The 12,984-nt window shown below is 64.3% G+C and carries 15 protein-coding genes; 7 read left to right on the forward strand and 8 right to left on the reverse strand.

The window, feature by feature from the left end:
- Positions 1-117: 117 nt before the first annotated feature.
- Positions 118-1,668: an acid phosphatase gene (locus FJ430_RS25645; RefSeq protein ID WP_140703372.1), complete on the reverse strand. Its 1,551-nt coding sequence runs from the start codon at positions 1,666-1,668 to the stop codon at positions 118-120.
- A 205-nt stretch (positions 1,669-1,873) separates the two neighbouring features.
- On the opposite strand from FJ430_RS25645, the gene FJ430_RS25650 reads away from it, so the two are divergent.
- Both FJ430_RS25650 and FJ430_RS25655 read left to right on the forward strand, forming a co-directional pair.
- Positions 1,874-3,139 (forward strand): cytochrome-c peroxidase, encoded by a 1,266-nt coding sequence (locus FJ430_RS25650; RefSeq protein ID WP_140703370.1) that lies wholly within the window; start codon positions 1,874-1,876, stop codon positions 3,137-3,139.
- Between the two features lie 152 nt (positions 3,140-3,291).
- On the forward strand, positions 3,292-3,543 hold the full coding sequence (locus FJ430_RS25655; RefSeq protein ID WP_140644984.1) for a hypothetical protein: 252 nt from the start codon (positions 3,292-3,294) through the stop codon (positions 3,541-3,543).
- 51 nt (positions 3,544-3,594) lie between these two features.
- Here the strand turns inward: FJ430_RS25655 and FJ430_RS25660 are convergent, their stop codons facing one another.
- Positions 3,595-4,182, reverse strand: a complete 588-nt coding sequence (locus tag FJ430_RS25660; protein ID WP_140703368.1) for a dihydrofolate reductase family protein — start codon at positions 4,180-4,182, stop codon at positions 3,595-3,597.
- A gap of 46 nt (positions 4,183-4,228) precedes the next feature.
- Positions 4,229-5,083, reverse strand: a complete 855-nt coding sequence (locus FJ430_RS25665; RefSeq protein ID WP_140703365.1) for an NmrA family NAD(P)-binding protein — start codon at positions 5,081-5,083, stop codon at positions 4,229-4,231.
- Between the two features lie 98 nt (positions 5,084-5,181).
- Here FJ430_RS25665 and FJ430_RS25670 point away from each other — a divergent pair, with 98 nt between their 5' ends.
- Complete coding sequence (locus tag FJ430_RS25670; RefSeq protein ID WP_140644987.1) at positions 5,182-5,598, forward strand: winged helix-turn-helix transcriptional regulator; 417 nt, start codon at positions 5,182-5,184, stop codon at positions 5,596-5,598.
- A 116-nt stretch (positions 5,599-5,714) separates the two neighbouring features.
- Here FJ430_RS25670 and FJ430_RS25675 read toward each other — a convergent pair whose 3' ends face one another.
- The 3 genes from FJ430_RS25675 to FJ430_RS25685 all read right to left on the reverse strand — a co-directional run bounded on the left by FJ430_RS25675 (position 5,715) and on the right by FJ430_RS25685 (position 6,893).
- The gene (locus tag FJ430_RS25675; RefSeq protein ID WP_140703363.1) at positions 5,715-5,930 is read right to left on the reverse strand and encodes a hypothetical protein; all 216 of its coding nucleotides are present in this window, start codon (positions 5,928-5,930) and stop codon (positions 5,715-5,717) included.
- Positions 5,931-6,451: 521 nt separating this feature from the next.
- On the reverse strand, positions 6,452-6,598 hold the full coding sequence (locus FJ430_RS25680) for a hypothetical protein (RefSeq protein WP_181175240.1): 147 nt from the start codon (positions 6,596-6,598) through the stop codon (positions 6,452-6,454).
- A 100-nt stretch (positions 6,599-6,698) separates the two neighbouring features.
- The gene (locus FJ430_RS25685; RefSeq protein ID WP_319022991.1) at positions 6,699-6,893 is read right to left on the reverse strand and encodes a hypothetical protein; all 195 of its coding nucleotides are present in this window, start codon (positions 6,891-6,893) and stop codon (positions 6,699-6,701) included.
- Between the two features lie 226 nt (positions 6,894-7,119).
- On the opposite strand from FJ430_RS25685, the gene FJ430_RS25690 reads away from it, so the two are divergent.
- Positions 7,120-7,281 (forward strand): hypothetical protein, encoded by a 162-nt coding sequence (locus FJ430_RS25690; protein ID WP_181175239.1) that lies wholly within the window; start codon positions 7,120-7,122, stop codon positions 7,279-7,281.
- 145 nt (positions 7,282-7,426) lie between these two features.
- On the opposite strand, the gene FJ430_RS25695 is transcribed toward FJ430_RS25690, so the two are convergent.
- The gene (locus tag FJ430_RS25695) at positions 7,427-7,969 is read right to left on the reverse strand and encodes a phosphatase PAP2 family protein (protein ID WP_140703359.1); all 543 of its coding nucleotides are present in this window, start codon (positions 7,967-7,969) and stop codon (positions 7,427-7,429) included.
- A gap of 111 nt (positions 7,970-8,080) precedes the next feature.
- Here FJ430_RS25695 and FJ430_RS25700 point away from each other — a divergent pair, with 111 nt between their 5' ends.
- The 3 genes from FJ430_RS25700 (at position 8,081) to FJ430_RS25710 (ending at position 12,108) form a co-directional block, all read left to right on the forward strand.
- The gene (locus FJ430_RS25700; RefSeq protein ID WP_413467802.1) at positions 8,081-8,491 is read left to right on the forward strand and encodes a DUF2127 domain-containing protein; all 411 of its coding nucleotides are present in this window, start codon (positions 8,081-8,083) and stop codon (positions 8,489-8,491) included.
- A 519-nt stretch (positions 8,492-9,010) separates the two neighbouring features.
- Positions 9,011-10,618, forward strand: a complete 1,608-nt coding sequence (locus tag FJ430_RS25705; protein WP_140703355.1) for a tlde1 domain-containing protein — start codon at positions 9,011-9,013, stop codon at positions 10,616-10,618.
- Positions 10,619-10,863: 245 nt separating this feature from the next.
- Entirely contained in the window at positions 10,864-12,108 is a 1,245-nt protein-coding gene (locus FJ430_RS25710; RefSeq protein ID WP_140703353.1) for a glycosyltransferase, read from the forward strand.
- A 2-nt stretch (positions 12,109-12,110) separates the two neighbouring features.
- On the opposite strand, the gene FJ430_RS25715 is transcribed toward FJ430_RS25710, so the two are convergent.
- Positions 12,111-12,869: a DUF4239 domain-containing protein gene (locus FJ430_RS25715; protein WP_226891918.1), complete on the reverse strand. Its 759-nt coding sequence runs from the start codon at positions 12,867-12,869 to the stop codon at positions 12,111-12,113.
- Positions 12,870-12,984 lie beyond the last annotated feature (115 nt).

Below are 12,984 nucleotides of genomic sequence, written 5' to 3' on the forward strand. Positions count from 1 at the left end.
AGAGGTGGCTCGGCGAAGCCGAGACGGAAAGGGGGAGCGCCCTACGAAGGCCCCCTTCCGCTTCGCGGACACCTCTCCCCCGCCTCTGGCGGGGGAGAGGAACCCAGTTCTGAAACGCTACTTCGTCAGATCGAGCGCGGCCGTCAAATCCCCCATCGGCGGCTGATCGTTGTTGCGCAGCGCCTTGTCGCGGGCGACGATGCCCGGCAGCACCGGCAGGTCGTAGCGGGCGGTGATGAAACGCAGGATCGAGGTTGTGTCGTATTGGGTGTGGTCGACCGTGCCCATCTTCGCATAGGGCGAGATGATGAAGGCCGGGATGCGGTTGCCCGGGCCCCAGCGGTCGGCCTTGGGCGGCGTGACGTGATCCCAGAAGCCACCATTCTCATCATAGGTGATGACGACCAGCATATGAGCCCATTGCGGGCTCTTCTCCAGATGCGAAACGAGGTCGGCCAAGTGCTGGTCGCCCGAGGTCACATCGGCATAGCCGGCATGTTCGTTGAGGTTGCCCTGCGGCTTGTAGAAGGTGATGGACGGCAGCTTGCCGTCGTCGATCGCCTTGATGAACTCCACGCCGTCAAGGCCGCCATCCTTGATGTGCTCGGCCCGCGCGGCCGTGCCCGGGGCATAGGCCGCGAAATAGTTGAAGGGCTGGTGGTGGAACTGGAAGTTCGGCACGGGCGTGGCGTTCTTGCCGTCGAGCGCCGCCTGCCAGGCGCCTGCATACCAGGCCCAGGAAATGCCCTTGAGCGAGAGCAGATCGCCGATGGTGATCTCGTGCTGCGGTGGCAGCGTAGTGGGCGCAGCCGGATCGGCAAGTGCTGCGTCACCGCCCTCAGCCGGCTTGTTGGCGCTCGGCTGGTAAGGCGGCTGCATGGTGTTGACGGCGTAGAAGTCGGGCGTGATGGCGCCGTCATTGGCGAATTTCGGCACGCCGCCCAGCGCCGAGGCGGGCGAGTTGTCGGCCGGCTTCAGCGTCACGCCATCCGGCTCGACGACGGCGATCTGGCCCTTCACCGGGCTGGTGTCGGCATTGGGATAATAAGGCGCGCAGGCGCAGGCGAGCATGAAGTGGTTGAGGAAGGAGCCGCCGAAGGCGCCCTGGAAGAAATTGTCCGCCAGCACGTATTTTTTGGCGATCGCCCACATCGGCAGGTTGGAGCCGTCATAGTGGCCCATGACTAGCGAGCCGGAATCGGCCCAGGCGACGAACTTGTCGTTCCGGCCGCCGTCGATCTGCATCTGCTCCTGGTAGAAGCGGTGCCAGAGGTCGTGCGTGACGACGTTGGTGCCCTCGTTGAAGCCCTTGGGATCGTCGATGGCGAAGGTGGCGTTGGCCAGATGCGCGCTCTGCGCCTCCGTCACCGCCGGCGTGACGCCCTTGCCGGTCAAGCCGCCCCAGGCCGGCGGCAGTTCGGAAAGCGGCTTGCCGTCGCGGTCGAGCTGACGCGCCTGGTCGGGCGAAACGTTGGCCAGGCCGTTGGCGCCGGGGAAGCCGCCGTAGAGGTTATCGAAGCTGCGGTTCTCGGCGTAGATGACGACGACGGTGTCGATCTTGTCGTAGCCGGGAGGAGCCGCGTGGGCAGTAGCGGAGAACGATGCCAGCGCCGTGGAGGCAAGGCAAAGCGAGAGGAAGGACCGGGGGGAGAGAAAGAATCGGGTCATCGGGAAATGCCTCGTGGCTTGGGAATGGCTGGAGGACGGCAATGCAGGAACGCAACTGCATCAATGCCGAGCTACTTCGGAGCCTTGTCACCCATGTGACATTTCCGCAGTGTCCGAACACGGTTTCGTGAGCGAGAAAGCCAGTCATCAATCCGTTGCACTCGATCCTTACGTCGCGAACGAAATCGGGCGAAGGAAATCAGGGATGTCGCCACAGACGATGGGACGGAAAAATCACGCGATCACCCTTCTGGCGGCCTCGATCGTCGGCTTGACCGCGCCTGCGAGCACCGCGGAGCCGTCCGGTGTCCACCCCGGGCCGATGTCGCGCCAGGAAGCCTTCGCCCGCGCCGACGCGCTGACGGCGCTCGGGCGGCAGATGTTCCTTGACCCTTCGCTCTCCGCCTCGGGCAAGCAGGCCTGCTCGTCCTGCCACGATCCCAATCACGCCTTCGGGCCGGCCTCGGCGGCACCCATCGAGATGGGCGGAGCCAAGCTCGACCAGCCCGGCGTTCGCGCCGTGCCGTCGCTGCGCTACCTGCAGGCGGCGCCTGCCTTCACCGAGCATTTCTACGACTCCGAGGACGAAGGCGACGAGAGCGTCGACAATGGCCCGACCGGCGGCCTGACCTGGGACGGCCGCGCCGACCACGGCAAGGACCAGGCGAGGATCCCGCTGCTGTCGCCCTTCGAGATGGGCAACAAGGACGAGGCCGAGGTGGTCGCGGCGCTGCGCAAGGCGCCCTATGCCGGCGCCTTCGAGGCGGCGTTCGGCGCCGATGTGTTTGAGCACCCGCAGGATGCCTTCGACGCCGCGGTCGAAGCGCTCGGCACATTCGAGCAGAGCAGCGCCGATTTCTATCCCTATTCCAGCCGCTACGATGCTTTCCTCGCCGGCAAGGCGCAGCTCTCGGCGCAGGAATTGCGCGGCCGCATGCTGTTCGAGGACGAAGCGAAGGGCAATTGCGCGAGCTGCCATCTCAGCGAGCCCGCCAATGACGGCGAGCCGCCGCAGTTCACCGACTACGGCCTGATCGCGATCGCCGTGCCGCGCAATCGGGCGATCCCCGCCAACGCCGATCCCAATTATGTCGACCTCGGCCTGTGCGGACCGCTGCGCGCCGATTTCAGGGGCCGCGCCGAATATTGCGGCCTGTTCAAGACGCCGACCCTGCGCAACGTGGCCTTGCGAAAGAGTTTCTTCCACAACGGCTATTTCCACTCGCTGCGCGAGGCGGTCGCCTTCTACGCCAGCCGCGATACGGATCCCGGGCGCTGGTATCCGAAGAAGGCGGACGGCACGGTCGACAAATTCGACGATCTGCCAAAGGCTTACTGGCCGAACCTCAACACCGACCCACCCTTCAACGGCAAAAAGCCGGGCGACAAGCCGGCTCTGAGCGACGCCGAGATCGACGACATCGTCGCCTTCCTCGGCACGCTGACCGACGCCGACCAGGCTGGTCAATAGGGCGACCGGCAGCCAAGGAGACTGGTGGAACACGGCGTGCTTGCAGCCGGAGCCGTGCTATCCACCGCAAAAGTGTGCCAATGTGAGCCACGTCATAGGAACGCCAAGTCGCGCCTGCTATATTGCCTACCTCTTCACAGATGGAGTCTGCGATGAGGTTCGTCGCGGTGCAGGAGCCGCCCGGCGGCAGTTGGGCGGTGTTCGATGCGGGCAATGGCGCGCCTGCCGAGTATGCCGGCCGGGTGCTTATCGGCCTGACATCGCGCGAGGCCCGCTGGTTCGTCGCCGCGGGCAACGACCAGGCGGCTTGGCCACGACCCGGCCGGCCAGGCGCGCACCTGCGGTTGGTCAGCGGAGGCGGCTCGCCGCCGATGCGCGAAAGGCACGGCCAAACAGGCGGTTGAGAAGACGCACTGACGGATTGATTCAAGCCGGCGCGACCTCGGTGTCGCTCCTCATTGTGCCGGCGCGTAGCGGCTCACCACCATGCCGCTGGCATAGGGCTTCGAGCCGAGGAGCTTCAGCTTGGCAAAACCGCCCTTCTCGAAGATGCGGCGGCCGCTGCCCAGAACCGCCGGATTGATGAAGAGCTGGAACTCGTCGACCAAGCCGGCGGCGATCAGCGCGGCCGCAAAGCCCGCGCCGCCGAACACGGCGATGTTGCCGCCCGCGCCTTGCTTCAGCGCGTCGACCTCGCGCGGCAGGTCGCCACTGACGACGCGGGTGCGTTCCCAGCGCGAAGCCTCGAGCTTGTCGCTCGCCACAACCTTCTCAGCCTCGACGATGCATCGCGCGAAGGCATAGAAGCGATCCTTCGGGTATTTTCTCGCCGCGTTGCCCCAATGGGTCAGATACCCCTCCTCAGCCATCTTGCGGCTCAACAGGATGGTGTCGATTGTTTGGAAGACAGCGTTGAAATCCTGCTTGAGTTCTTCGTCCCAGGCATTGTCATCGCCCCATTCCCAGAGCTGCCAGCGACGATCCTCATCGGAGCCGACAAAGCCGTCGACCGACATCTGCATCTGAAGGATGAGCTTTTTCATTTTGGGTCTCCTCGCTAGGAATTTCTGCCGTGAAGGTTCAGGCGGCTCAGCGCGAACGGGCGAAAGCCTGCGCCCAGGCTTCGAAGCTGGTCGGCGTGGCGTTTTCGGCTGAGGGTGCCTCCAGCGCCCAGCGCTCGCCTCTGTTGAAGCTTGCCGCCGTTTCGCCCAGCGCATCGGCAAAACTCGCCGATATGCCGTTGGCGACCATGCCGGCCCGCGCTTCGGCGAACGGCGCTTCATGATAGGCGACATCCTTGCCGATCGCCCGGCCCAGGATCGTGGTGGCCTGTTCGAGCGTGTAGGAACCGCCGCCGTGCAATTCGACGACGCGCCGGGCCAGAAAATGTTCGGCGCTCAACAGGGCGGCGGCGCGCCCGCCAACGTCCTTGGCGGCAATCAACGGCATCGGCAGGTCGCCGCGGAAGGGCGAGGCGAAGACGCCGGACGCCGCCTGCTCGACGAAGCCCATGCCCTTGACGAAATTCTCCATGAAGAAGGAGGCGCGCAGATAGACGAGCTCCTCCAGGCCTAGTGCGGCAAGCCGCTCTTCCATCAGAGCGGCGCCAAGCGAGGTACCCATTCTGAGATGGGCATTGAGGCCGCTGAGCAGCACGACGCGGCGCAGGCCGGCCTTGGCGATGGATGATGCCAGCCGTGCACCGACTTGGTCCTCGAACCTGTGCAGATCGGGCGTGGTGACATCGAAGGGGATCATCACATAGGCTCCGTCGGTGCCCGAGAAGGCGGCGTCGAGCGCCGCCTGGTCATCAAGCGCAACGCCGAGGCTGCGGGCGACGCCGCGTACCGCATGCCCTGCCCTGGTCAGCTTTGCCGAGACCTCGGCGCCGACCTCGCTGGTTGCACCGACGACCACCACCGTGCGGTTCGCTTGCTGGTTCATGACGCTCCTCTGTGCTCAAATGATTTACTTTCGGAACCATTTGACGCAACGCGAGAACGATGTCAATAGTAAAGTGATTTAAAAATGGAACCATACCGATGTCGACCAAGGGAAGATCCGGCTGCCCGATCAACCTGTCGCTCGAACTGCTCGGCGACCGCTGGACGCTGCTCATCATCCGCGACCTGATCTTCGCCGGGAAGAAGCACTTTCGCGAATTCCTGCAGTCCGACGAAGGCATCTCGTCGCGCACGCTGGCCGAGCGGCTGCAGACGCTGCAGGACGAAGGCATCCTCACCCGCAGCGACGACCCGAGCCACGGCCTGAAGGCGATCTATCGGCTGACCGATGCCGGCATCGACCTTTTGCCGGTGCTCGCCACGCTCGGCGCATGGGGCGGCAAATATCGACAGGCAGACGACAAGCTCGCGCAGATAGCGGATGAGCTGGCGGCCGGCGGCCAGCCGGCGCTTGAGCGGATGAAGCAGAAGCTGAGAGCCGAGCATCTGGGGTAGGCGGCGCGACCTGCCTCTGCGCGCTGGCCTTCTCAATGCCGCAGCTGGGCCAACCGCCGGCGTCTGCTATCCGCGAGCCGTTCGATCCTCATTGGACAACAATCCCCCGCGGTCCGTCAGCGAGCCCGCCCACTTCCCAGCGGCCTGACCGGCTCCTCCGCCGGAGGCTCCCCGGGCAGCCCCAATCGCAGCCGCTCCTCCTCGGCGAAGACCTCGGCCTGCGCGTGGACATCGAACACTTGCTGCGTCAGCCTGCCGCCGTCGACGACGCGCACGATCCATTGGTTATTGACGGCTTTTACGCGGACACTGTCTGGCTCGCTTGTTACCATATACAGCTCCTGCTCTTCGCTCGAAGAATTGCCTGTCTCCGACCCAATACGATCTAGCGCGCCTGGAGTTGCCGAAAAGCAGGGGTTATTGATTTTTAGTGCAAAGCGGCTCGCCGTTATTCGACCTGTTTGCGAAGCCTCACGAATAAAAACGAGTATGGCGCAGCAATTGCACGTCGCGCAGCGGAATTCGACTTCGCCATGGCGTTCGGTCGGCAGCGGATTTGGAAGGCGTCCGAACGGAACTGCGGATCGCGCAGCCCGTCACTTGGCCGTGCGAGAGTGATCAACTCGCCGCGCGCCGGCGGCCCGGCAGCCTTGGGGGGTGATACTGGGTTCGGCGGCCGGGCCTGACCGGAGTTTGCGAGGCCGCCGGCTGTCGTGAGGATGCGCTTGGGGCCGGCCAAGGACAAGAACGACCTAGGCCCTAGGACCAAAGGGCATAGTCAAGACGGCCGAATTGTCATTGGCCAATTGCGATCGGATTGACCGGAAATAACGCGCGCCGCAAGCCGGCCGCGTCAAAAGCCGAAGAAATGCCGGCCGACGAGATAGCCGAGCGCCGCGACGACCAGCGGAAACACCGCCGGCGCGGCCTTGCTGAACAGCGAGGTGTTTATCTCCTTAGCAGGAGCACTGGGTTTGGCATTGCCGAGGTTTTTGGTCATGGGATCTAATTACCGGTTGGGGCTAGCTGCCGGCCGAACTATTAAATTAGAGATTGCTTATTAAGTTTCCGGCAAGCCCCAGGTTACAATTCGCAGCAATTTATTCCGATTGTTGGGTGCGCTCGGCAAGCGCGAAGGCCTGGAGATTGCGCGACTTGCCCAGATCCTGGTCGGCATTGGCGATGATGGCGTGGAAGGCCGCGCGGGCGATGTCCTTCTTCTTGGCATCCGGATGCAGTTTTCTTACCGCCTTGAGCAGGTCTTTCGGTTTCATATCGGGGGTGACAACGCGCATCAGCGTATCGCCTATGGCCTGCAATTCGCTGGCATCCATAACGATGAACCCTGTTTTGGCACATCAAGCCTAGCATATAGCGGAGCGAGCGCGTCATTTTTGTGATGCGCGCCGCGGGCTCGGAGCCGCCTCTCTAAGAATTTCGTGGCGAGGCGTCAGCCCTGACGCCGGTGAGGCGCGGGAACCCCGGCATTGTCGCCGAGTTTAGATCCCGAGGCGAATTGCCATGGAAGACAGACCGCCAGCCGAAAACCCGGGAAGGACCCTCGTCACGGTGCTGGCAATCTGTGTTTTCATCATTGCCCTGTTTTTTATCGGCTTCAAATATTCGGGGCCGGACCAGGGAGCGCTGATCGTGCCGGGCGCCGTACAGCAAGGCAGCAAGTGAATGACTGGCGAGCACCAAGGCCTGACCAGGCTGGTGGAGCGCCTGGCAATCCCCAAGGATTTCGCGCGGTTGAGACGCCAGGCGTCATTTTTGTGATGCGCCGTCCCATCATCCCGCTCCGCAGTCGGGCGCCTTGGCGGCGCGTTCAGAGGATCCTTGTGGCGAAGGCGTCGAGCCGTGAATTCTCCCGATAGGTCAGCCGGACCGCCAGCGCTCCGATGGCGGCGGTGGCGGCGCCGCCGATCACATCGCTGAGATAATGCGTTCCGATGAAGATCCTGGACCAGCAGATGACGAACGCAATCACGAACAGCGCCAGCGTACGGCGCGGCAGCGCCTGCATGGCGAAGGCGGCGACGATGGCCATGCTGGCGGTCGCGTGATCGGAGGGGAATGACCAGTCGGCGCTGGGCGCGATCAAAAGATGCGTGACGCCGGCGTCGTACGGCCTGATCCGATGGACGAAGAGCAGGATCGCCTGGTTGATCGCCAGCCCGATCAGGAAGGAAAGGCCGGCGGACAGGCAGGCATGGCGCACGTGGAGGCGATCGTCCCTGGACCACCATTGCATGGCGACCGCAATCACCATCAGCGGCACGCCGAATTGTGAGATAGCGATCATTGTCCTATCAAGGAGGGGGCTGATGCCGGCAGCCGCGCTGATCCAGTGCGTGAGAGAAGCGTCCATTCCTACCTGATGTCCCTGGTCCAAAAGTAAGGTCGATCGTTGAAGCCCGCCGGCGAGCACCGCATTCACCAGCTCTTTGAGATCAGCGTATGGCTAAAAGGTGCCCATGCCTTGATCGAGTGCATCGGCGCCGTCCTGCTTTACCTCGTCACCACCGAAACCATCGCTTCCTGGGTCAACATGTTCACCCAGGAGGAACTGGTCGAGGATCCCAACGACTTCATAGCCACCCATTTGTCGCGTATGGCCGCCGAGTTCTCCGTCGCGAGCAAGGAGTTCTATGCCTTCTACCTGCTCAGCCACGGATTGATTAAGCTGCTTCTGGTTATCGGCCTGCTGCGCGGCAAGCTCTGGTCCTACCCGGCCTCGCTGGCGGCGCTCGGCGCCTTCATGGCCTACCAGGTCTATCGCTACTCCTACACGCATTCGCCAGGCCTGCTGGTGCTGACCTTCTTCGATGCCGTGGTGATGGCGCTGATCTGGCATGAGTGGCGAACCGTGCTCCGCCATCGGTCCGCCTGATGAAGCGCCAGTCCAAGGACAAGCGAGGCAGCCGATCAGGCTTGGCTTCGCCTAAGGCCGGGGCTGGGATCGTTCCGATGGCAGGCGGGTGACTTTTTTGGGGTGATTTTCGCAAAAACAACTGGCCGCCAGCCACCCAGAAGCCGCGTCGCCAGGCCCAAAGGTTTCGCGGCTGGCTTGTTCCGCTACTCTGCAAGCCGTCGCATTTTGACCCAAATCCACCTCTAGCCGGCTGAAGACGCTGCGGTTCCAGCCTTTACGGTTTCTTGACAGGGGCCGGAAAAACGGGCAGCAAGTCGGGTGAGGGAGAGCATTTCTACCGTGGCGCAGACCACTGAGAGCTCTTTTTTCGTATGGACCGTCGCCAAATCGGCGATTGGTGGAGGGATTGGTTAACCATCTTTGTCCATCTTTTGAATCAATCGGCAACAGACGCGTGAAGGTGCAGGGGGCACCAGCGAACTGTGATCGTGACGGGTGCCAGGTCCGCAAACCGGCATGCCGATTGAGAGTGGTCGTATGGCGTTTTTGCGTTTGAAAAGCCGGGGTGACGCTCCTGATGGGGGGGTAACTTCGAAAAAGTCTGGTCATCGTTGGGTCGTGGTGCCTGCTGTCGGCGCCGCTCTCGCCCTATGGTCTGTCGCCACCTTGGCGGGGCTCTATTCGGTGAGCACCTCGCTGACCGCAGCTTCCAATGGATTGCCGCAAGGCCTGCTTTCGCCGCGCAACATCGCGCTTGGCGACCAGCGCCGGCTGATCGCCAACGCCTGGGCGCCGCGCCTTTCCGCCAATGGCGGCTACCAGGCGGGCTCGCTCATCGGTGGCTGCGACGCCGGCTGTTTCAGCCTCGCGACAAGCTTCAGACATAACGGCCAAGCTGCTGAAAAACCGAAGAATGAAGGCCACGACGGCAAGATGGCGCGCCTCAGGCTGCCGGCGCCCGACAGCGTCGCGCAGGAGAAGGTGATGGTGGTGGCTTCGGCCGCCGGAGCCGCCGACCGTTTCGACGGCGTGGTGAAAAAGGCCGCGCTTTCGCCGCAGAAGCTTGCCGAAGCCTTTGCCCGCGCCGAGAACGCGCCGTTCCTGCTTGCCAGCCTGCCCTCGGCCAGCCGCTTCGGCGGCACTGAGCCGGATGCCCCGGCGGAAGCCCGCTTCGGTTCGCAGCCGGCCCAAATCGCCGGCGCTTCCGAACTGGCGCTGGCGCTTGCCAACGTGGCGCAGGAGGATACGGCGGACGTTCCAACCGCCGTCGCGCTCGAAAACAGCGACGCGCCAAATGTCGCCGACACCCCGGACAACGGCCAGGACGGCGAGTACCAGGTCGCCTCGCTGCCGCCGCAGGACGATTTGCCCGACACCATCGCCGTGCCCGGCCTTCGCCCGCGCACCACGCTCGAGCGCGCTGCCGAGGCGCCCGAACAGAACGCGGCCAAGCCGCAGAAACCAGAGACCGCGAAGCCGCAGACGGCCAGGGCCAAGCCGCAGCCGGCCGACACCGCGCAAAGCGCGCCGACGGCGGTCTCGCCCAGGAACGGCGACCAGGCCCTGCCGGGCGTGCCGGGCTCAAAGCCGCTCGGGGCCGACTCCAAGCCCGCCAAGCGCAAGGCGCAGGCGTCAGAGATGCTCGCCTATGCCAAGCCTGACACGCCGGAAAGAGGCGGCCTCGGCAGCGCGTTCCGCAATCTTTTCAACGGTCCCTCCACGGGCAATGGCGTCGCTGTCTACGATATTTCGGCGAGGACCGTCTACATGCCCGACGGCTCGAAGCTGGAGGCGCATTCGGGACTTGGTTCGATGGTCGACCAGCCACGCTTCGTGGACCGCAAGAATGTCGGTCCGACACCGCCCGACACATACAATCTGTCCATCCGTGAATCGCGCTTCCATGGCGTCGAGGCGATCCGGCTGACGCCGGCCAGCGGCAGGAACAAATACGGCCGCAACGGCCTGCTCGCGCATACCTACATGCTGCGCGGCGGCCGCGCCGAGTCCAATGGCTGCGTCGTCTTCAGGGACTACCACCGCTTCCTCGCCGCTTACAAAAAGGGCAAGATCAAGCGTCTTGTCGTCGTCCCGCGGCTCACAAGGTCCCCCACCCAGGTCGCCCAGGAAGGCCGCCAGGGTTAAGCCAAACCGGGCCGGCGCGCTGGTCGCCGGCTGTTATCGATCCCCACTTGCTGATCCGAAGGGCTTGGCGCCAAGACGCGCCCAGGTGTTTGCCGTCGCTTAAAGCCATGGCGACGATCGCAACCTCATCGGAGGAAGCGATAACGACCCTTCCCAGAAGGTAGATATGGCGCAGCCCGGGCTTGCGGCAAGCCCACGGCCATGGCGTATCAACGCTGCTCCGAAAAACCACAACGGAGCACGGAATGCGTATCCTGTTGTCGACTTACGGTTTGCGTGGCGACGTCGAACCGCTGGCGGCGCTGGGCGCGGCGTTGCAGGCGCACGGCGTCGAGGCCAGAGTGAGCGCGCCAGGCGACGCGGAGTTTGCGGCCCTCCTGGCCCGCGCCGGCGTGACGATGGCCCCGGCCTTCGCGCCGGTGCGCGAATGGGCGAAGGAAATGATCAACCGGTCGCGATCGGCGTCGCCCGAGGACCGGGCCAGGCTGATTTCCGCCCAGGCGGCCGAGATCGTCGCCAGGCAATATGAGGCGCTTAGCACAGCCGCCGAAGGCTGCGACGCCGTGCTGGCGTTCGGGCTCTTCCCGTCCTGCGCCGCCGCGCGAATGGTCGCGGAGCAACACGGCATGCGCTATATGCTCGGCACGTTCTGCCCCGTCTGGCTGCCGTCGCCGCACAACCGGCCGCATGAATATCCAAGCCATCCGCTGCCGCCCGGCGTGACCGACAACCGGCTGCTGTGGGAGATGGATATCCGAACCAAGAACGCGCTCTTCGGCGAGGCGGTCAACGGCCAGCGCGCATCGCTCGGGCTGCTCCCGGTGGAAAATGTCCGGGACTATGTCTACGGCAATCCCGTCCTGCTCGCCTGCGACCCGACGCTCGGGCCATGGCCGGACTCGGACCTGATCGACGCCGTCCAGACCGGCGCCTTCATCCTGCCGGACGAGCGGCCCTTCCCTGATGGCCTGGAGGCCTTTCTCGATGCAGGCCCGCCACCTGTCTATGTCGGCTTCGGCTCGATATCGGTCGCCAGGGAAGCCGGCTTCACTGCCATCGAAGCGATCCGCGCCAGGGGCCTTCGCGCGGTCATCGCGCGTGGCTGGGCCGAGCTCGGCCCCGTCGACGACCGCGACGACTGCTTCGCCGTCGGCGAGGTCAACCAGCAGGCGCTGTTCGGCCGCGTCGCCGCCGTCATCCACCATGGCGGCGCCGGCACGACCGTTGCCGCTGCGCGGGCGGGAGCGCCACAGGCGATCGTGCCGCAGATCGGCGACCAGCCTTACTGGGCGCGGCGGGTGGCAGAACTGGGCATAGGGGCGAATGACGGTGCGGTGCCGAGCGCGGAGTCGTTGTCGGCGGCGTTGGATGTGGCGCTGGCGCCCGAAACTAGCACGCGTGCTGCGGCAGTGGCCGGCAAGATCCGCACCGACGGCGCCGAGGTGGCGGCAAGGCTGCTGATTGAATTGGCGGGGCAACCTAGCCGGTGAACTCATTGCGTCGTTAGTTCAGCCAGCGCCCTTTGCAGGGGCGTCGACGAGACCTGGATCGGGCCTGAGAAGGGACTGTCCATGTCGATGATCAAATAGACCGCCGCCGCCGCCAGCGCTCCGGAAACGAGGCATGTGAAGACGACGGTGCCATTGTGCGGTGCCCTGAAGCCGAAGCTGGCGAAAATAAGCGTCAGCCATGCCACGAGCAGCACGATCAGCGGCGCAGGGATGGCGCCCTCGGATTGCTCGGCCAGTATCCAGCGCTGCTCGATCAGCTTCTGGAGTTGCTGCGTCGCAGCCTGTTGCGCGGCGGTCTGCTTGGCATCCGCGGGCGTCAATCCCGCCAGGATGTCTCCGACCTGATAGAGCAGCAGTTCCGACAGCCTGTTCGGGACGACGGTTGTGTCGCTGTCGGCGGTGGAGGTGTCGACGACGCGTTGGACATAGGCAGCGAGCGACTGCCGGGCGCTGTCCGCCTCCGGCCCGTAATGCCGGAGTGTTCGGTCGAGCAGAATAATCTCGGTGGCGAAGGTGTGTACGTTGCCGTTGATGGACTCAAACGTGTTCTTGGCCGAGTTGATCATCAGACCGAGCATAAGCGAGGACATCACCACGAAAAGGTTCGCGGCAAGCCGCACCACCGCGCTGGTGTCGTCCCTGAGGTGGTGAGCGGGGAAGCGCTCGTGCACCATCAAGCTGACCAGCGAGGCCCCCGCCAGGCAAGCAAAGATCGCTGTCCCTACAAGCACTTCGCCCATGGCGGACATTGTAACCGAGGCGCGGCGCTTGCCAATTGGCTGTGCGAGGGTTGAATTAACGTCGAAGCATAAGGACGTATATCGCTGGCTGGTAAGGCGACTTTCATGCCGGGCT

Origin of the sequence: Mesorhizobium sp. B2-8-5 (assembly GCF_006440675.2) — a bacterium.
GTDB lineage: Bacteria > Pseudomonadota > Alphaproteobacteria > Rhizobiales > Rhizobiaceae > Mesorhizobium.